The sequence below is a fragment of the Streptococcus mitis subsp. hohhotensis genome (assembly GCF_020089495.2).
GTDB classification, from domain to species: Bacteria; Bacillota; Bacilli; order Lactobacillales; family Streptococcaceae; genus Streptococcus; species Streptococcus hohhotensis.
Map to the genome: position 1 here is coordinate 1 of NZ_JAIRCA020000016.1, position 19,898 is coordinate 19,898.

At 38.5% G+C, this 19,898-nt stretch carries 18 protein-coding genes, 1 pseudogene and 1 riboswitch; of the genes and pseudogenes, 1 reads left to right on the plus strand and 18 read right to left on the minus strand.

Going from position 1 to position 19,898, the window contains the following annotated elements:
* The 16 genes and pseudogenes from K4Z77_RS07230 to K4Z77_RS07305 form a co-directional block, all read right to left on the minus strand.
* Positions 1-1,855 (minus strand): YSIRK-type signal peptide-containing protein (locus K4Z77_RS07230; protein ID WP_224218904.1); only part of this gene is annotated, 1,855 nt, incomplete at its 3' end.
* A gap of 462 nt (positions 1,856-2,317) precedes the next feature.
* Positions 2,318-4,723: a phenylalanine--tRNA ligase subunit beta gene (pheT, locus tag K4Z77_RS07235; protein WP_224218905.1), complete on the minus strand. Its 2,406-nt coding sequence runs from the start codon at positions 4,721-4,723 to the stop codon at positions 2,318-2,320.
* A 76-nt stretch (positions 4,724-4,799) separates the two neighbouring features.
* Positions 4,800-5,309 (minus strand): GNAT family N-acetyltransferase, encoded by a 510-nt coding sequence (locus K4Z77_RS07240; protein WP_224218906.1) that lies wholly within the window; start codon positions 5,307-5,309, stop codon positions 4,800-4,802.
* Positions 5,309-6,355: a phenylalanine--tRNA ligase subunit alpha gene (pheS, locus tag K4Z77_RS07245; RefSeq protein WP_033678364.1), complete on the minus strand. Its 1,047-nt coding sequence runs from the start codon at positions 6,353-6,355 to the stop codon at positions 5,309-5,311. The genes K4Z77_RS07240 and pheS overlap by 1 nt, the downstream gene beginning before the upstream one ends.
* 270 nt (positions 6,356-6,625) lie before the next feature.
* Positions 6,626-7,105: a GNAT family N-acetyltransferase gene (locus K4Z77_RS07250; protein WP_224218907.1), complete on the minus strand. Its 480-nt coding sequence runs from the start codon at positions 7,103-7,105 to the stop codon at positions 6,626-6,628.
* Positions 7,080-7,499 carry a chromosome partitioning protein ParB gene (locus tag K4Z77_RS07255; protein WP_049521070.1) on the minus strand — a complete coding sequence of 140 codons (420 nt, stop codon included), beginning with the start codon at positions 7,497-7,499 and terminating at the stop codon, positions 7,080-7,082. Before K4Z77_RS07255 ends, K4Z77_RS07250 begins: the two co-directional genes overlap by 26 nt.
* Positions 7,500-7,526: 27 nt before the next feature.
* Positions 7,527-7,604, minus strand: a pseudogene (locus K4Z77_RS07260) (phosphatase PAP2 family protein); the annotation flags it as partial.
* Positions 7,605-7,634: 30 nt separating this feature from the next.
* A complete protein-coding gene (locus K4Z77_RS07265) occupies positions 7,635-8,855 on the minus strand; it encodes an MFS transporter (protein ID WP_001091364.1) in 1,221 nt (406 codons plus the stop codon).
* Positions 8,852-11,368: a class III lanthionine synthetase LanKC N-terminal domain-containing protein gene (locus K4Z77_RS07270; protein ID WP_224218908.1), complete on the minus strand. Its 2,517-nt coding sequence runs from the start codon at positions 11,366-11,368 to the stop codon at positions 8,852-8,854. The genes K4Z77_RS07265 and K4Z77_RS07270 overlap by 4 nt, the downstream gene beginning before the upstream one ends.
* Before the next feature lie 562 nt (positions 11,369-11,930).
* Positions 11,931-12,068, minus strand: coding sequence for a hypothetical protein (locus tag K4Z77_RS07275; RefSeq protein ID WP_160313022.1), 138 nt, complete (start codon positions 12,066-12,068; stop codon positions 11,931-11,933).
* 128 nt (positions 12,069-12,196) lie between these two features.
* On the minus strand, positions 12,197-13,069 hold the full coding sequence (locus K4Z77_RS07280) for a helix-turn-helix domain-containing protein (protein WP_004237388.1): 873 nt from the start codon (positions 13,067-13,069) through the stop codon (positions 12,197-12,199).
* Positions 13,070-13,175: 106 nt separating this feature from the next.
* On the minus strand, positions 13,176-13,826 hold the full coding sequence (locus K4Z77_RS07285) for a phosphatase PAP2 family protein (protein ID WP_000653438.1): 651 nt from the start codon (positions 13,824-13,826) through the stop codon (positions 13,176-13,178).
* Positions 13,816-14,379, minus strand: a complete 564-nt coding sequence (locus K4Z77_RS07290; RefSeq protein ID WP_224218909.1) for an ECF transporter S component — start codon at positions 14,377-14,379, stop codon at positions 13,816-13,818. The genes K4Z77_RS07285 and K4Z77_RS07290 overlap by 11 nt, the downstream gene beginning before the upstream one ends.
* A gap of 163 nt (positions 14,380-14,542) precedes the next feature.
* Positions 14,543-14,761, minus strand: a riboswitch (FMN riboswitch).
* A 59-nt stretch (positions 14,762-14,820) separates the two neighbouring features.
* Complete coding sequence (locus K4Z77_RS07295) at positions 14,821-15,324, minus strand: tRNA (cytidine(34)-2'-O)-methyltransferase (protein WP_172928053.1); 504 nt, start codon at positions 15,322-15,324, stop codon at positions 14,821-14,823.
* 192 nt (positions 15,325-15,516) lie between these two features.
* Complete coding sequence (locus K4Z77_RS07300; protein WP_224218910.1) at positions 15,517-16,347, minus strand: energy-coupling factor transporter transmembrane component T family protein; 831 nt, start codon at positions 16,345-16,347, stop codon at positions 15,517-15,519.
* Positions 16,332-18,014: an ABC transporter ATP-binding protein gene (locus tag K4Z77_RS07305; protein WP_224218911.1), complete on the minus strand. Its 1,683-nt coding sequence runs from the start codon at positions 18,012-18,014 to the stop codon at positions 16,332-16,334. The genes K4Z77_RS07300 and K4Z77_RS07305 overlap by 16 nt, the downstream gene beginning before the upstream one ends.
* Positions 18,015-18,191: 177 nt before the next feature.
* Here K4Z77_RS07305 and K4Z77_RS07310 point away from each other — a divergent pair, with 177 nt between their 5' ends.
* Positions 18,192-18,428 carry a hypothetical protein gene (locus K4Z77_RS07310; RefSeq protein WP_224218912.1) on the plus strand — a complete coding sequence of 79 codons (237 nt, stop codon included), beginning with the start codon at positions 18,192-18,194 and terminating at the stop codon, positions 18,426-18,428.
* Here K4Z77_RS07310 and K4Z77_RS07315 read toward each other — a convergent pair.
* Both K4Z77_RS07315 and K4Z77_RS07320 read right to left on the minus strand, forming a co-directional pair.
* Positions 18,425-18,970: an ECF-type riboflavin transporter substrate-binding protein gene (locus K4Z77_RS07315; RefSeq protein WP_224218913.1), complete on the minus strand. Its 546-nt coding sequence runs from the start codon at positions 18,968-18,970 to the stop codon at positions 18,425-18,427. The two genes, K4Z77_RS07310 and K4Z77_RS07315, sit on opposite strands and share 4 nt — an antisense overlap.
* A 15-nt stretch (positions 18,971-18,985) precedes the next feature.
* Positions 18,986-19,834: an SAM hydrolase/SAM-dependent halogenase family protein gene (locus K4Z77_RS07320; RefSeq protein WP_045605043.1), complete on the minus strand. Its 849-nt coding sequence runs from the start codon at positions 19,832-19,834 to the stop codon at positions 18,986-18,988.
* Positions 19,835-19,898 lie beyond the last annotated feature (64 nt).

Sequence of the window (19,898 nt, forward strand, 5' to 3'; positions counted from 1 at the left end):
CTTCGTCTGCTGCTTTCTTAGCTTCTTCTTTAGCTGCTGTTTTTTCTGCATCTGTAAGTTTGTCGTTAGCTTCGATTGCTTTTGCTTTTTCTGCTAATGCTGCATCTACTGCTTCCTTAGCTTTGTTTTTTATTTGCTGCTCTTCGTCCAGCTGTTTCCGTTTTTCTAGAGCCTCTTCCACTACTGTTTTGTAATTAGCAGTAGTAGATGTAATATCCAAATTCTCCTTAATTTTGTTCAATTTTTCTTCATAATCAGCCTTGGTTTCAGGAGTAGACCATTTTGTGTCTTTTTCTTTTTGTCTGGCTAATTCATCATAAACTTTTTTAGCTAAGTCCTTAGCTACTTTCCTAGTATCCTGAGTAACTCTAAACCCTGTTCCAACAACTGGTAGAGCATACTGCCTCCATGGAACTTGAAATCCCATCCCCAATTTTTTATTATCCGCTGCACTAATACGCACAGTATACTCTGTTACACCAGAAGCTAAGCTAATATTTTTACTAGTAAAAGTTCCATGAGAAGTTCCTAATCTTCTCTTATTTGAATCCTCTCCCAATTTCTTAGTCAATTCGTTTTTCTTATCTTCAGTTTTGGATCTAATAGTTTCTAATACGGCATCTCCTCCCAAATTAAGTTTTTTAACTATTTTATTTTCATCACTAATTTCATTTTGTGGATAAAAAGATTGATTATAAATTATAGTTTCATTTCCCTCATCTGTTTTTGCTATTACCTCAACCTTATAACCAGCTTTATTACCATCAATATCTCCTGTAATACCAGTATAGAAAGACACAGTAACATCAGAACCTGTCTCGGGTGAATAGTTTTTAAACGTTTTTTCAATTCCCTTGTATTTTGTCACCCCTTTCCCTTTATTACTATAGTCCCCTTCTTGCGTATACTTACTACGATCATCAACTTCTTCTTGTTCTGTCGCTTTAGTCCTCACCAACCCCAGGAATAGTGCATAATTCTTTGAGCGTTCAAAAGAAGATTCATTCAACCACGTCTTATCTTTCCCATTTTGAGTTCGAACCGTATTCACAGTCTCAATAGAAAATACCCCGTTATCTGTCTTTCTTGCAACACCGAATTTTCCGCCATTGACTGCCTTCCAACCACCAAATTCATCCAATTCACTCACTTCACCTGGATTTATACTTTTGGTAGCACCAACTTGGTCTATGTTAGCAAGTTTTTTCTCATTCTCTACTGTTTCAGGCAAAGCTTTTAATTTAGCCGCCAAATAGTCTACACTTGCACCATCTTCTGGAGCTTCAAAAACTTGATTTGCATCTGTATCGGCATCAGCTGCAGTCGCTGGTGAGGCAGGGGCTGCAGCACGTCTTTTACGTACTTTTGGCTTGCTGCTTTCTGTTGTTGCAGTTTCTTCTGCAGGTTTTGTTGTTGCTACTGATGTCGTAGATGGCTCTTCAGCTTTCACTGTTGTTTGTTGTTTGTTTTCTACGCTATTTGCTTCTGCAGATGATGCCTCAGTGTTTTTTTCTGCTGATTTTTCTTCTATTGCTGAAGTAGTAGATGATACTACTGGCGCTGGAGTAGCATCAGCAGGTGTTGGAGTAGTTGTGTCTGCTTGAGCTTTCGGAGCAGTCGAGTCACTGGCACCAGAATTTTCATCCAACTGATTATTTGCTGGAGTAGCTGCTAGGGCAGGATCTGTTGCTGTTACATTTGGTTCTGCTGCATACACTGCACCATTTCCCAAAAACATGAAAAATGCTGCGACCGCCACACTGGCCGCACCAAAACTTACTTTTCTGACAGAGTAACGAGTTACCTTCTCACGACGTGAGCGTTCTACTCGACTCATAGAATGATTTTTTCCCATCTATAAAGACTCCTTTATTATCTATTAAACTAGTGAAAACGGCAATGCTGATCAATATATATATTAACTAAAGTTATCTCCCAGACACTGTTTTCAGATTAATTTTATCATTGTTATACTAATAAATCAAGTATTTTAATTTATTAGACAGAGATATAAAAATACACTTAGATTTTATTTCATGCCGAAGTTGAAACAGCACATTGAAACTTCTAAAACATTGCTATAAACTTGGTTGAATTCCCCAATAGATTTGTTCGCAGTTTATTTCAATCTACTGTAGTCTTAAACAGTTATAAAAGCGAAATCAAGAAAGTATATAAGAACAACTTCATTCACACTAACAAGACCTAAGATTTAAAAACAAAAAAACCGAATAAAACAAAATTCTGACTCTCCAGAAAACTAGTTTTATTCGTTTTTTATGTTTAAGTCTAAATTTTTATTTCAAACTCTAATAACTTAACGTACTTCTGCATTGACTTTTTCTTCGAGAGACGCTTGGATTTTTTCCATGTAGCGTGCGACTTCTTCATCCGTTAAGCTGTCTTCTGGATTTTGGAAAGTCAAGCTATAAGCCATTGACTTCATACCAAGTCCCAATTTCTCACCTGAGAAGACGTCAAAGAGTTTGATATCTGTCAAACGTTTCACGCCGGCAGCTTGGATAGCGTCCACAACTTCTTGGTGAGTCACTTCTGCCTTGAGAAGAAGGGCAACGTCACGGCTGACTGCTGGGAATTTGGTGATTTCCACAAATGGAGCAGCTGGTTGAAGGGCGGCTTCGATGGCTGAAAGGTTGAGCTCTGCCACATAAGTTTCTGGAATATCGTAGGCCTTAGCAGTGACTGGATGCACTTGACCAAGGAAACCAAGAACTTGGTCACCTAGTGAAATGACTGCTGTACGACCTGGATGAAGACTAGCAATTTCAGATGTCGCTGTATAAGTCACTTCTAGTCCCAAACGAGCAAAGAGGGCTTCAAGGATTCCTTTAGCATAGAAGAAATCAACTGGAACGGCTGCTGTTTGGAAATCTTTTTCAGCAACCAAGCCTGTCAAGGCAAAGGCGAAGCTGTTAATCTCATTTGGAAGTTCTTCTTTTGGATTGCCAGTTTGTTCAAAAACTTTCCCAATCTCATAAAGGGCCAAGTTTTTATTCTTACGAGCCACGTTGTAAACAACTGTATCTAGGATACCTGAGATCATATTTTGACGGAGGACAGAACGGTCCACTGTCATTGGCCACATAAGTTCCGTAAGGTTACTTGGTTGAGCCGTAAACTCAACTGCTTTTTCAGGCGTTGTCAGAGCGTAGGTAATGATTTCTGTCAAACCTGCCCCTTCAGCAATGGTACGAACTTGACGACGAAGTTTTTGTGTCGTAGTCAATTCACCAGCTGTTCCATCGTCTTTTGGAAGACTAGTTGGCAAGCGGTCATATCCATAGATACGAGCGATTTCTTCAAAGAGGTCTGCTTCAATGGTGATGTCCCAACGACGACGTGGTACGCTGACTGTAAAACTATCTGCATTTCCAGAGAGACCAAATCCAAGACGACGGAAGACATCTTCAACATCAGAGTATGAAAGATCTGTTCCAAGAACACGGTTGGCGTCTGCAAGGGTAGAAGAAACTTCCACATCAGAAGTATCAAGCTCACCTGCTGAAACGAAGCCCTTACGAACCGTCGCACCAGCAAGTTCTGCAATCATGCTAGCCGCCGCATCAAGGGCTTCATTGACTGTTGCCACATTGATGCCTTTTTCAAAGCGAGAAGATGACTCAGAACGAAGATTCAAGCGACCGCTAGTTTTACGGATAGATTTGCCATTGAAGACAGCAGCTTCAAGGACAACGCGACTAGATTTTTCCGAGATTTCTGTTGCTTGCCCACCCATGACACCTGCAAGAGCTACTGGCTTGTCTGCGACAGTGATAACTAAGTCATTCACGTCCAAGTCACGTTCTTCACCATCTAAAGTCACCAATTTTTCACCAGCACGCGCTTCACGCACACGGATGTCACTCCCTTCAAAGGTATCCAAGTCAAAGGCATGCATAGGTTGACCAAAGTAGAGCAGAATGTAGTTTGTCACGTCTACAACGTTATTGATTGGACGGATTCCTTCGTTCATGAGAAGGTTTTGCAACCATTGTGGACTTGGTGAGATAGTCACATTGTCCAAGATACGAGCGGCATAGTAAGGCGCCTTATCTGTGTCAATGCTGACAGAAAGGGCATCTGCTGCAGCTTGGTCCGTTTCTGAAAGAGTAAATTCTTTAAAGTTGACTGTCTTGTCATAGATGGCTGCCACTTCATGAGCCACCCCACGCATAGAAAGAGCGTCTGCACGGTTTGGTGTAATGGAAAGTTCGATGATTTCATCATCCAAATCTAGGTATGAGAAGACTTCATCTCCAGGAACTGCATCTTCTGGCAAGATTTGGATCCCATCTGCGAATTCTTTCGGGACAACTGAGTCAGAAATACCTAATTCTCCAAGTGAACAGATCATTCCAAGTGACTCTAAGCCACGGATTTTCCCTTTTTTGATTTTGTAGTTGTCAGCGATGCGAGCTCCTGGAAGTGCCACCATGACCTTGATCCCAGCACGTACATTCGGTGCACCACAAACGATTTGACGGGCTTCTTCTTCGCCAACGTTAACCTGACAAACATGGAGGTGAGTTTCTGGCACATCTTCGCAAGACACGACCTCACCGACGACAATTTTTGAGAGACCAGCAGCTGGTGATTCCACACCTTCTACCTCGATCCCTGTAGTTGACATTTTTTCAGCCAACTCTTGTGATGGCACATCAATGTCCACCAATTCTTTTAACCATTTATAAGATACAAGCATAATTTAGTTTTCCAGAATGACAGTTATCACTCTAGTTCTTTTCCTTTCCTATCATTTCAATAGAAGAATCATCTTCTTACCTTAATTTCTTTTTCAGTAACCAATCTGTATCTACTTTTTGACCAACCATAAAATGATGTTGGCTAAATTTTTCAAAACCATATCGATTATAAAATACTTGAGCTTTTGTATTATGCTCCCAAACACCTAGCCAAGCCCAAGAAAAACTATTTTTTGTAGCAAGTTCAAGAGCAAATTCAAACAGTTGCTTACCGAATCCAAATCCTTGGAATTTTTGTAGCACATAGAGACGTTGAATTTCAAAAGCATCCTCTAATTCTCTCTCAGTCTGAGCACTTCCCCAGTTGACTTTGAGAAAACCAGCTATCTCCTCTTCATGCATAATGAAATAGGTTTCGGATTCTGGATTTTCCAACTCAGTTGACAAAACTCTCAGACTATAAGCCTCTGCAAAGTATTCCTGTAACTGCTCTTCCGTATTATCATGAGCAAATGTTTCACGAAAGGTTTGTTTGGCTATTTTAGCCAACACCTCAACATCTGGCATTTCTACTTTTCTAATCATTATTTAAACTGTTCTGAGAAGCGGACATCTCCTTGGTAGAAGCCACGGATATCGTTGATTCCGTAACGGAGCATAGCTACGCGCTCTTGACCAAGACCAAAGGCAAATCCAGAGTAAACAGTCGCATCGATACCACTCATTTCAAGAACACGTGGGTGAACCATACCGGCACCCATGATTTCGATCCAACCTGTTTTCTTACATACGTTACAGCCTTCTCCACCACACTTGAAGCAAGAAACATCCACCTCAACAGATGGCTCTGTGAATGGGAAGTAAGAGGGACGCAAACGGATCTGACGCTCTTCACCGAACATTTTTTGCACAATCAACTGAAGGGTTCCTTGAAGGTCAGCCATAGAGATATTTTTCCCAACAACCAAGCCTTCGATTTGGTGGAACTGGTGACTGTGGGTTGCATCGTCCGTATCACGACGGAAGACACGCCCTGGTGAGATCATTTTCAAAGGACCTTTAGAGAAATCATGGGCATCCATGGCACGCGCCTGCACAGGAGATGTATGAGTACGGAGTAAGATCTCTTCTGTGATATAGAAAGTATCCTGCATATCACGGGCTGGGTGGTCTTTGGGAAGGTTCATACGCTCAAAGTTATAGTAGTCTTGCTCCACTTCAAAACCATCCACGACTTGGTAACCCATCCCAATGAAAATATCTTCGATTTCTTCACTGGTTTGTGTCAAAACGTGACGGTGACCAGTCGCAACTGGGCGACCTGGAAGCGTCACATCTATACTCTCGCTAGTTAATTGTGCAGCAACTTTCTTTTCTTCCAAGAGCTTAGCTGTTTCTTCAAAAGCAGCTGTCAAGACATCACGAGCTTCATTGACGTGTTTCCCGATGATTGGACGCATCTCAGCAGAAACATCTTTCATCCCTTTGAGGATTTCAGTGAGCGAACCCTTTTTACCAAGGACAGAGACACGCAAATCTTGCATCTCTTTTTCATTTTCAGCAGTAATCTGCTTCAAGCTAGCCAGCGTTTCTTCGCGAAGCGCTTTTAATTGTTCTTCAATAGTTGACATAATTCCTCCATCAGTCTCTCGTAGATAAAAAGAAAACCACATGCCAAAAACTCCACTCGGAGCGTTGACACGCGGTACCATCCGTTTTTATCTGACAAGTCAGACCTTCATTTCTAAATCCATGCGCAAGTGAATTCACCCAGATTTCATATAGAGAGCTTGCAGTCACGGCTCTCCTCCCTGTCATACTTCCCTTGAGTTACTAGTCTTGCAGATTCCTATTCAATTACTACTTAGTTTATCAGATTTTTAGTTAAAAAACAAGTTAGATTAGACTAATTTCAATACAAAACTCGTTCCTTTTTCTGTTGCTCCATTTTCAACAAATCCAAGCGACTTGAAACACCTCCTAGAAGCATGATTGTAGGTGTAGATTTCCTTGACTCTCAATTCTTTCCATCCTTTTACTCGAGCCAATTCAATCAAAGCACTTAGAATCTTTTTTCCAAGTCCTCGATGTTGGTAAGCTGAATTCCCAATCACAATGGGGAGATTATCCTGAGATAGTGTAACATCCCCAATTGGAAACCATTCTCCCTTCTCCTTGACTTCAATCCAAAAAAGTTCACCATGCTGATCCAAATAGGAATACATGGCTTCCAAAGTTTCTTGACTGTAAGGAAGCTTTACCCCATCTACGAGGTAAACCAAGTTCACATCCTGATACCAAGCAAAAGCTTCCTCACAATGATTGACCTTACAATAAGGAACGAGACGTAGTGCATTATCTATTTGTAAAATCTGTTTCATCAGCTTTCCTTTTCAATAAGAGAGTTGTTGCTTGATTAAAACCATCACACCAGTTATACCATTTTGCTTCATACTCATCTTGAGCTAAGATATGATTTTTTAAATCCAGAACAGAGTAAATCTTTCTTTCCTCACAAGCTTGCGCATAGAGGTGATATAGTTCATCACCACCATCTCTATCCCACTCAGCAGAAATCGTATCCCAACCTGCCAATAAAGCCTGATAAGCCCTATGATGCCCATCTGTAATCAACAAGCAATTTCCAAAGGCAAGAATACTAATTGGATCAACATTGTTTAGTTCTACCGACTGATAAAGCATCTGAATATCTTGCAACTTCTTTTCTGATAAGTATAGTTGAGTCGGATGAAGATCTGCTATATTGACTTTCATTTCTTTCTCCTCAAAGGAATTTGATACTCACTTCTGCTTGCCTTTAAATCGCCATTGGAAGCGGAGTTTGTCATAGAAGGGAAACTCGATAAACAGGACTCCCATCCACAAAAGAGACAATAGTTCATACTACTATTACTCTATTTTCATTGCTCTCACAATCGCTAAGGCAGTCAACACAAAAATAAAAAGTGGAATCACTGTGGTTTTTAGGTTTGTAGCACTCGCTAATGCAACGATGAGCATACTAAGAATTCCTGGTACAACAACATTAAACACTCCAAGCACTGACTGTATGGTTCCCATAACTTCCTCTGGAACCATCGAAAATACAAGGTTGAAAATCCGAGGTCCCATCATTCCTACAGCAACTGCGCATAAGAAGACAACTGCCAATAAAAGGAGAAACTGATTGGTCAACCAAGAAAAGAGAATACAGAGATGCATAATTTCTTCAAAGTAAGCAATCATTTTTATGGGAATATTTTTTAAGATACTTCCGCTCAGAAAACTTCCCACAATCGTTCCTGAAAAAATAACCACGGACAAGACTGCAATGGATTGCCCAGTGTCAAGGAAGATAAATGGATGATGGATCAACATCAAGGTCGTTAAAGGGGTAATAATACTTAAAATCACTTGGTTCATAGCTGCAATGAATATTAATTTGATGATTGCTGGAAAACTTGACAATATCTTCATTGAATGGAGGAAATGCTCTCCAAAAGATTTTGCGGTTAATCTTTTACCAACCTCCATCTGTCCCTCAATATCTCTCAAAGAAGTACGAATAAGCACCACACCCAACAGTGCAAAAAGAAAGGTCAAAGCATTCAAACCTACAAACATCTGAAGACTGATAACCCCAATCAAAACTCCACCTATAAGGTTGCTGAGAATATTAACTACACCAGCAGTTGCCTGTCTAAACCCCATAGCATCTGTCATATCATCTCCGATAATCCTCACATACAAAGGAGAAATCATAGCACCCGCAAAATAACTCATGGTATCTGATAAAAGATTGATTCCGCAAATAAGGAGAACCATCCCCATAGAGAAGTTCTTATCCGCTACAAACAGTGTCAATAGAGTATAAAGCAGAAACTTACTTGCCAATATAGCAATATATTTTGCGACACGATTTTTTTGAAAATCGGCAATAACACCTGTGAACAACTGAGAAATCTGTGGCAAAGTCTCCGAAACTGTTATACAAAGAACAGCTAATGAAGCAAATTTATATCCCGATACATACGAAATAAAGGAAATATAAAACAGCGTATCCCCAAATGACGAAACCCATTGATTAATCAGCAACATTCGATAACTTTTATTAGTCAAAAAAGTATTCATTGAATCGCCTCCTTCTTCAGTTCAAAAGGAAATTGAAATTCTAACAGTGCCCAATATATTCCCAAAGTTCCAATACCAAAATCAAAATAATCGTAATTTCGATTCTCACTTTGAAAAACAAGAAGTTCATCATACTTTCTAAAAGACTTAGTAAGAAGCAACTGAACTATATCATTCTTATCTTTATCTCCAAATACATACGCATAAGTTTGTAACAGACTAGCAATGCCATGGCAATAACATGTTTCCATACTCAGGTGGTGGTTAAGAATCACCACTCTAGCCTCCGAAATTAACTTAGAGTATTTTAGAGGTTCGACCAAACAAAGATATAGAATCAACCCTGATAGTCCATCACACCAAGATAGCTCTAAATTATTGTAACTATTTTTATTTTTCAAAATTTCTTGTGATAATATTTTTGCAATTTCTTCTGTAAAAATACTTATTATGGAATCAAATTTCTTACTATCAAATAAAATTTTATATTCATTCAAAACATATGCTATTCCTGCTTTTCCATGAGCAAAACTATAATCAAACAAGGAATTATATTGTGAAAAATCCTGACCGATTTCCTCTTGAAGTTCAGAAATTGCAGTATGGATAAATTCTTCAAGATAGGCGGTTCCTTCCAACTCATAATACCTCATAAGAGATAGCAAAACACCTGCTTTTCCTAAAACAAAATCCTGTTCGCTAATATCATTATAACCTAACAATATTTCACTTACTAGAGTAGTAGCTTTATTTTTATAAAAAATATCACCTGTTCTTTCAAACAATAATATTAAAGCCCATAAAAATCCTGACGCACCAAAATACAATGAATTTTGATACAGATAACTCTTGCTATCTCTTGTTATTTCTATCTTTTGAACCCATTGCTTAACTAACTTCAGTTCAGAAGACGATAAACATTGAGTAACAAATATTATATAACCAGACAGTCCGTGCTGAAAAGATATCGGGTTAACAAATTCTCCAAATTCATTTGAAGGTAAAAGACGACCTGTGCTATCAATATTTTGGGATAAAATAAAATGTGCTATTTTCTCAGATTCCTTTTTAAAATCATAACAACTAACATTAAAATCCACCTCTGACATATCAATATTCAAAATTTCAATTTCATTAATTTTCTTTATTATATTAGTAGATTCTTTCGCTTCACTTAAATTCAACAGATAAATCAACCAGTAATACACACTCTCTGATATATATTCCATATTTTTAGCGATTCGTAACGCTTGTTTTATTTTATCAATACAACTAATATCGTACAGATTGTCTCCCGGCGAAAAAGCTAATGTTCTACCAACCAAAATAGCAAAACTAGTCATGGCTACAGCAAAATAATCTTGATTAATCGAACTCTCAGATAGGTCATTATCTGGATTTACCATAAAAGGGGGTTTTACATATCGTCGTACATCTTTTATCAGAGATACATTCTCTAAATCTATTAAAAATATAGAACCATCTTCTCTATAAATAAAATTTGTAGGCGATAAGTCTACAATCTTATATCCTAAACTATGAATAGAATTAACAATTGATATTAAATTATCTATTAATTTTAATTTTGTTCTATAAGAAAACCTTTCTTCCCCAATTAAATCAAAATAACTATATCCTTCAATAAAACTTTGAACAACAAAATAGTCTCCATCAACTTCAAACTCATCTATAAAGTTTGCCGTATAAAGCTGAGAATCTAATATCTTCAACATATTAGCTTCATTTTTTATCTCAGCGATAGCAAAATGCTTCCCCTCAACATCGTTGCTGACAAAAGGGCGCACTTGTTTCACAATAACTTTTTCCCCAGTATCTTTCTTTTTAGCTCTATATACATTCCCTCTGTTAGATTTTTTTAATATTATTTCAAATTTATAGTTATTTATTAAATGATTCTCAGGTATTCTCCCTATCTCTCCAAATAACTCCTGTTTCTCTTCTGGAGTAAAAAGATCCTCCTTCCAATCAGGTATCACAGGAAAATTTTTACGAACATCTTCTACCCAATTCCCCTCCTCGTTTTTCAACAAATAAATAATTTTGTGATTTTTTTCGTCATATTCTTGTATTTTTTTAAATGAACCAAATCTATAGTGCAGCGGTGAATGTTTTCCACATTGAAAATCAGACAATATTCTTGGAGAAAAATATATAGCAAGTTTCTCACGTAACGCTAATATTATTTCACGAGCTTGCTTATCATTTGCAGGATAAATTGTCATAAATTTATTGGCTATAGGTGACGTTTCTCGTGGAGAGTTAATCTTTTTTAAACTTTCAATATCCTTAACAACTTTAAATGAACATTCAATTTCGCGTAAAAAAGATGCTACTAGTGTAAAGATACTAACCGCATCTTTCATTTGTGAACTTATGTGAATTTTCCATCCCGAATCTGATAAATTCTTATTATAGCCAAAATAAACCCAGTCAGAAGAAACATACTTAACTTTAGAATCAAATTGTTGTATTGAATTCTCAAGAACATCCATTAATTACTCCTCGTATATAAAGAAAGAGAAGTAGACTAACCCACCTCTCCTATATAATTAAACTATCTTAAACTTTCGTAAATAATCTACAATTGATTAAATACATGAAAGCGCCTATTAAACTTGAACTTCTTAAAAATGAACTGTCAAACTATAAAGAATTATGAAATATTTTATATGCAGACATCAACATTTCAATAAGAAGAGGTTCTAAAAGCATTTAAGACTAACCGACTGTAACCGAGCATGTAAAGTCGCATAATCTTTCAACTTGCGTAGGAAGAGGTGCAACTGGTAACATCTCAAGATTTGACAATGTTTCCATGGTGATTCTCCTAATTTTATTTAGAATTCTTTTTCCGGAAAGGAAAATTCTATAAAGCCTTTATAAATATAGTTAAAGAGTTTTTTAGATAAATCTCACAAGCAAAACTTCAACATCCAGATAAATGAAGTCTCAATACACTAATACAACACTTAAGGACTAAATCCTCCATCAGAATCTGATTTATTTTTGAAAGTAAAACTCAATTCTGTTTATGAAGCGATATGTTGGATATCTTTAAAGTGAAATTCCATATGCTGGTCCTGGATCAACTCCTCTAGTTGTTACAGATAAAGAGCCACTTAACACATTAAATAGAAATAGAAGCAATAAAGCAATTAATATACATAGCTTGACAACTTGAAATCTTTTCATCTTCTAAACCTCCTTAACTATTGACGATATTCTAACACATCAATTTTAGTTTGTCAATAATTTTTATGTAGATTTCTTATTTTTTTTGAAATATGAATTTAAGTTATCTAAAAATACAAATCTTTTTCTTAATCTTCACTTTCCAATAATTTCATTTCCTTCTCAATTTCCATCATCATTCTCTGGTTCTCTTCGTGCTTGTAAAGCTGATAAGATACTTGATAAAAACCTAGTATCCTATCCTTTTCAGCAAATCCCACACTTATATTTCCCAATAAACAATACAAATCTGCTAATCGATAACTACTATTATATCTTTTACAAATAGCTATTGTTTCTGTAATCTCTTCTATAGCTTCAGATGTTTGTTCATTCAACCACAAATATCTACAATAGTTATATCGGAATTTAATCATCAATTCTAATTGTTCCAAATGATGAACAGATAATGACTGGATATTCTCTTTTAAAAGTTGATAGAGCTCCTGATATGTGTCTTCCTGCCCCATATCAAAATAAAAATTAGCCAAGGTATTTCCCAGCTGTAGATAGTAAAAATCAGATTTTTTCAGAGACAACAGTATTTTTTCCAATTTCGCAACTGCCTCTGTTTGATGATTCAGATAATGGAATTGAACTAATGTATCAATCCAGTCTAAATAAATCTGATCTTTAGCAGATAAACGAGCACGTTTAGATTTTTCTAGTTCATATATGTAATGGAGAGATTCATATTCCCTCTCATCCAAAAACTTCTTAGATAGTTCTTTAAACTTATCAATATTTTCCAAGCTAGAAACCTCAGTCTCTTCAAAGAAATAATTCATGCTCACCTTCAATCGCTTAGATAGCTGAAAGAGTAATTCTGACCCGGGTGAGTATTTACCTTGCTCCATACGGCTAATCTGTCCTTGCTCACAAATCCCCTTAGCCAATTCCTTTTGAGATAATTTTAATTCCTTTCTCTTGTTTTTTAAGCGTGTCGCTAGTAACATGTCCACACTTTATTCCTCCTTGCTTTATTTATTAAAGTACATCAAGTTTCAAAAACATGTTTAAAATATATATTTTATATCCTTATCTTTGTATAATTTTTTATCTTTTTCATCACTTCTGCTTGCCTTTAAATCGCCATTGGAATCGGAGCTTGTCATAGAAGGGAAACTCGATAAACAGGACTCCCAAGCCCACACAGAGACTGGCAAGGACATCTGATGGATAGTGAACTCCCAGATAGACCCTTGATACCAGCACACTGACTAGGTAGAGACCAAGGACGATTTGCACGATTTTTCTCCAGACTGGATTTTTAATCCGTTGACTGAGAATGACAATCAGAGAACCGACCAGCAAGGTTACAGCCAGAGAATGGCCGCTTGGGAAGGAAAATCCCTTCTCCTCAACCAAGTGTAAAATAGCTGGTCGTGGGCGCTGGTAGATATTTTTAAAGGTCACGATTAAAAGACCAGCCAAAGCCAAATTCCCTAGCATGAAGAAACTTTCTATCTTCCACCGCTTACGATAAAAGATAAAGGCTACGATGACAACCCAAGTGATAATCACTGGGATATCAATCAGGCGTGTGATGGCTCGGAAAAGAATAGTCAAGTAATCTGGCAAGTCTCCTCGAACGGCAGTCTGTATCGGTTGGTCAAAACCGACCAGCGTTTCAGGGTAAAATTTGACCATGTAGCCAAGAATAACGAAAAGTAAAAGGGCAAAACTGCCCTTCATTAAAAATGTTTGTTTATCTTTCATAATGTTTTAAGGTTGGTTTCAAGAGAATATACAACAACCAGAATGAAACGGAAAAGATTACTCCCTCAATCAAGTTAAAAGGTAATACCATGGTCATTAGGTAGTTGGAAAGTCCCAAAATTTTTCCAATATCAAAGTTAGCAAACTTAGCGTACAAAGGAACAGCATAAACATAATTGAGAACCAACATAGCCACGGTTAAACCAATAGTCCCAGCTAGAGAGCCTAGTAGGAAACGAAGGGCTGTCCGTTCCTTTTTCCAAATCAAAGCAAATACGATGACAAAAACTCCTAAAGCTACGATATTCATCGGCAAACCAATGTAAGTATTCACTCCTTGACTATTAAGAAGCAATTTCAAGAGCGAGCGAAGCAAGAGAATTCCTAGAGCAGCAGGCAAATCCATGACCACCAAACCCACAAGGACTGGCAAGATACTAAATTCGATCTTGAGGAAGGACGCCGCTGGCAAAAGCGGAAAGTCAAAGTACATCAGCACAAATGAGATGGCTGATAAAATCGCAATGGTCGAAAGTCGACGTGTGTTTGTCATAACAGGTTCCTCCAATTTTCTATAAAATCAGAAGAAGTTAGAAAGGATTCCTCTATCTATTCTCACTTTTTATATCCCAAAAGTTCCCTCTCACTCTATTAAGGAAATTCAAGCAAGCGGTTACAGTTCAGCTATAAATCTATCAGAACAGACAAAGCTATTCTTTCGTCTTCTCCCATCCAGACTATACTGTCGGTTGTGGAATCTCACCACATCAGCTTGCGCTCGCGGACTTATTTGGCTAAGATATTTTAGATTTATCTAGGCGTCGCAGTCGAAGATAATACTTAAAGTATATCGAGACCAGACAACGACGAGAAAGCTAAAATAGCTAGTCAAATTTACCGCCGGTCGGGAATCACACCCTGCCCTGAAGACTCTTTTATCATAACAAAAAACGCTTGCAAGCGCAAGCATTTTGTTTATTTTCATTTTCATTTTTTATTTCAATTTATCCACTTCATAGGTATGAACGAGCTCAAGACCTGCAAAATTCTGCTGGCGGAGAGCCTCATAGACAATCATGCAGACGGTATTAGACACATTGAGACTGCGAACGTGTTCATCATTCATAGGAATACGAAGAGCTTTCTCAGGATGTTCGCGCATAAAATCCTCAGGCAAGCCCTTATCTTCACGTCCAAAGAGAAAATAGTAGTCCTCGTCAGTCGATAAATCCACCTCAGAATAGACTTTTTCCGCGAATTTCGAAATCAGATAGAGTTTGCCCTTCATCTGAGACATGAAATCTTCCAAACTGTCGTAAAAATAAATCTCCAGCTTATCCCAATAATCCAACCCAGCTCGCTTCATCTTACGGTCATCAATAGGGAAGCCCATAGGCTTGATGATATGGAGGGGAGAATTGGTTGCAGCGCAGGTACGCGCGATATTGCCTGTATTTTGTGGAATTTGTGGCTCAAATAATACAATGTGATTTGTCATGACTTGCTTCCTTTCACCATTGCAAAAAAATAGCCACACTGCCCGGAGTCAAGCTCAGCAAACAGCGTGGTTAAGGCATCGTTAACTTACCTCACAACAGGTTTGAAGTAAATCAGCGAAACTACTTTCTTAGTATAACACTTTCAGAATCATTGTCAATAGAAACGACTTGATTTTTTCAATTTTTTCAAGCTATTTCCAAGGGTTGTAAAATCGTCCCTGATTCTGCAAGATAAGTAGTAAACTAGCTACTAAAAACAAGGCTGCCAAGAGCAAGGTAAGATAGTCTCCTTTTTTCAAGGCTTGGTAACTATACCAAGCCCGCTTTTTCTCTTTTCCAAAGCGACGAAGCTCCATGGCGGTCGCGATGGTGTCAATGCGTTCTAGTGAGCTGAAAATCAGAGGAGTAATAATACGCAGATTGCCTTTGATTCGTTGCATAAGAGAAGCTTTCTTGGATAATTCCATCCCACGCGCTTCCTGAGACATCTTGATAGTAAAGAATTCTTCCTGCAAATCTGGAATATAGCGCAAGGTCAGGCTGACAGAATAGGCAATCTTATAAGGCACACCGATTTGATTTAAACTAGAAGCAAACTGACTAGGATGAGTCGTCATTAAAAAGATAATAGCCAGAGGAATGGTGCAAAGGTACTTAATGGCCAGATTTAGCAGGTAAAAGAGCTCTTGACTGGTCAGAGTGTAGACTCCGATTCCCTGCCAAATCACACTTCTCTCGCCGTAAAGCCCAACCCCATATTCGGGAGAAAAGAGATAGACCATTAAGACATTTAAAATAGCAAATACCGTCGCAAAAACGGCTACAAAGGAAACATCTTTAAAGCGGATTTCTGACAAATAGAGGAGAAAGACCGAAAAGATGGCAATCAGAACAAGCAGTCTGGTATCATAGCTAATCATGGCAGCCAATGACACGAGAATGAAAAAGAGGAGTTCCCCAGCTCCTGACAAGCGATGAATCACAGTATCTCTATGCTGGTAACCGATTAATTTAGCTTGCATCCTTCTCTCCTTTCTTTGTAAAATGCCGTTAAAGCAAGTGGATCCACATCTAATTTCTTGGCCAAGTTAAAGATAGAGGTTTCTTTTAGATTGGCTTTTACTAACAGCTCAGGATTACTCAACAGACTAGCTGGATTAGTATCGGCAATCAATTCCCCATCCACCATGACAAGAGCACGATCAGAATAATCCAGCATCAATTGCATATCATGGGTAATCATGACAATGGTATGTCCTTTTTGATGCAGTTCTTCAAGAAATTCCATAATCTCAGTATAGTTCTTCTGGTCTTGACCTGCAGTTGGTTCATCTAAGAGGATAATTTCAGCCCCCAAGACCAAAATTGAAGCAATGGTGACACGTTTTTTCTGACCAAATGACAGGGCAGAAATAGGCCAATTACGGAATTCATAGAGACCACAGATTTTCAAAGTTTCATAGACTCTCGTTTCAATTTCCTGCTCGTCCACACCTCGCAAACGGAGCCCTAGAGCCACCTCATCAAAAATCATATTGGTTGAAATCATTTGATTAGGATTTTGCAGCACATAGCCTACTCGTTCCGCCCGTTCTGCAACAGAATCTCCTTTGATATCCTGGCCTTCCCAAAGGTAAGAACCTTCTGTCTGGATAAATCTACTTAAGGCCTTGGCTAGAGTTGATTTCCCTGCTCCATTTTTCCCGACAATGGCAATCTTTTCGCCCTTTTTAATATCTAAATGTAGGGATTTTAAAATCGGTCTATCATCATAAGAAAAAGACACGTCCTCTAATTTAAAGAGTGACTGCAATTCTGGGGTTTCTTTTACCAGTTCCGTCCGCAACTGAATCTGACCTTTTGAGATAGACAAGTTATCCAGATCTGCTAATTGTTCTTCCTTGACTAAATCCACACCTAATTGACGTAGAGTAGTGAGATAAAGGGGCTCTCGAATTCCATTTTGGGTCAATAAATCAGTCGCCAGTAGCTGGTCAGGGCTACCATTAAAGAGGATACGACCATCGTTTATCAAGACAATCCGATCCACAGGTCGATGTAGAACATCCTCCAAACGGTGCTCGATAATAAGAGTCGTCGTCCCCTCTTCCTTATGAATCTGGTCAATCAATTCGATAATATCCTGACCTGACTCGGGATCAAGATTGGCAAGTGGCTCATCAAACAAGAGAATCGGACTCTCATCAATCAAGACACCAGCCAGACTGACCCGCTGCTTTTGTCCACCTGACAAATCCTGAGGACGATGATTCAGTAAAGAAATAAGGTCCAACTTTTCAGCCCATCTATGAACGCGACTTTTCATCTCATCTAAAGCTGTCATATCATTTTCCAGAGCAAACGCCAAATCCTCTGCCACGGATAAACCGATAAACTGCCCATCTGTATCCTGCAAAACGGTGCTGACCAGATGAGATTTATCATAGATGCTCGTATCGAAGGCTGCTTGCCCCTTTATCAAAAATTCTCCAGATGTCTGACCCTTATAAATATTAGGAATAATCCCATTCAAACACTGACCCAAGGTAGACTTACCTGACCCAGATGGCCCAACAATTAAGACTTTCTCTCCTTTGTAAATGGTTAAGTCCACCCCTTGCAAGGTCGGTTCTTGTTGCGTTTCATACTGGAAAGAGAAATCCTTCCACTCAATTATAGCTTCTTTCATCTTACTCTCTTCATTCGCTTCTTAGGCTTCTATTTTATCATAAATTAACCCCTTCTTGCAGACTCTTCTCTTAAAATCTTAGCGCCAACAAGATTCCTATCCTAGTCTGGTTACCTGACTAGTCTATAAACAGTGAAAAAGACCGGTTTCCCAGCCTTTTCCTTTATGTTATACTCAATGAAAATCAAAGAGCAAACTAGAAAGCTAGCCGCAGGCTGCTCAAAACACCGTTTTGAGGTTGTAGATAAGACTGACGAAGTCAGCTCAAAACACCGTTTTGAGGTTGTAGATAAGACTGACGAAGTCAGCTCAAAACACCGTTTTGAGGTTGTAGATAAGACTGACGAAGTCAGTAACCATACCTACTGCAAGGCGAAGCTGACGTGGTTTGAAGAGATTTTCGAAGAGTATTAGTCCTTTTTCAAACTTCCTGAACGAGTCTGTGTACGTGAATAAGCTAGCAAGAGAAGGGTACCTGCGATAGCTATAGTTACAGCGTTAGCAATACCTGCGACAATCCCTTGGGCAAATACTTTTTCAGCTGCTTCTTGGTAGATCACAACGTCTCCAAGTGGTGCCAAAACACCCCAAACAAGGGCATTTGCAACAATCTGAATGAGGTTAAAGAAGAAAATATCCTTCAACTCAAAAACACCCTGTGTTACTCGAATGTATTTTCTAAAGAGTCCTACAGCTAGACCAAAGAGTCCACTAGCAATGATCCAAGTCCACCAAAGACCGTAACCAGCAAGAGAATCCTTCACTGCATGTCCAATTAAACCAACAAGTAGACCAACTACTGGGCCAAAAATGATAGACAAGAGGCTCTGTACCGCATACTGAAGCTGGATGCTTGTATTTGGAACAGGTGTCGGAATGCTGATCATCCCGATGACAACAAAGAGCGCAGCTCCAACACCGATAGCAACAACTTGTTTAATTGATTGATTTTTCATCTATATTCTCCTATTTTATGATTCTATTTTCTTTATTTCAATGGTCCAAGATGAACCGACACCTACATTATAAGCCTTAGCAAAAGAACCTTGGTTAATTGCCAGACCTAAACGATAGAGAGAGTTGATGTAAAGGATTGGTTGCCCAATTCTCACATCTGCAAATGATTTGCCATAAACAACCTGATTTTGATAAACCAGCATATCAGCGTGATAGATAGTCACTTCAAAACGATCACCGAATGCTGGTTCCAGCTTGTAAAATTCTTCTCGCGTGATAGAGGTCCAAAGCGAACCAAAACGCACATCCAGAATATCAATAGCTCCCTTCACCAGATGATCTTCTATGATAGTCTCTACGACTGGAAGCTCTACAATCTGATCCACACTAAGCTCTGGCCCCACTTCCTCGAAAGTAATGTGACCACTGGCCAGTTTAGCACCAGTATAGGCATAGACATCACGACCGTGAAATGTATAAGAATGCTCTGTATTTTGACGTCTATTGGCCACTTCAGAAATCTCACGAATAGCTACAATGCCAACGTGTTTCTTGATAAAAGAAAGCGTTCCATTGTCTGGCGTGACAATGTATTGATTTTTTGCAGTCTTGGCAACCACACTCTTACGTTTCGAGCCGACACCTGGATCGACAACCGATACAAAAGTCGTTCCCTCAGGCCAGTAATCCACCGTCTGAAAGAGACGGTAACTCCCCTCAAAAATATTATAAGGCGTGATATCGTGCGTCAAGTGATGAATTTTTAAGGTTGGAGATTCTTCTAAAGCCACTCCAATCATAGCCGATACCGCACCATCAACCAGACCAAAGTCTGATTGTAATACTAGTAAATTATTATTCATTTTATCTCCTTGTATATCCTTTATCATACCATATTTCAGAGAAAGTCGCTAATAGCTATTTTAA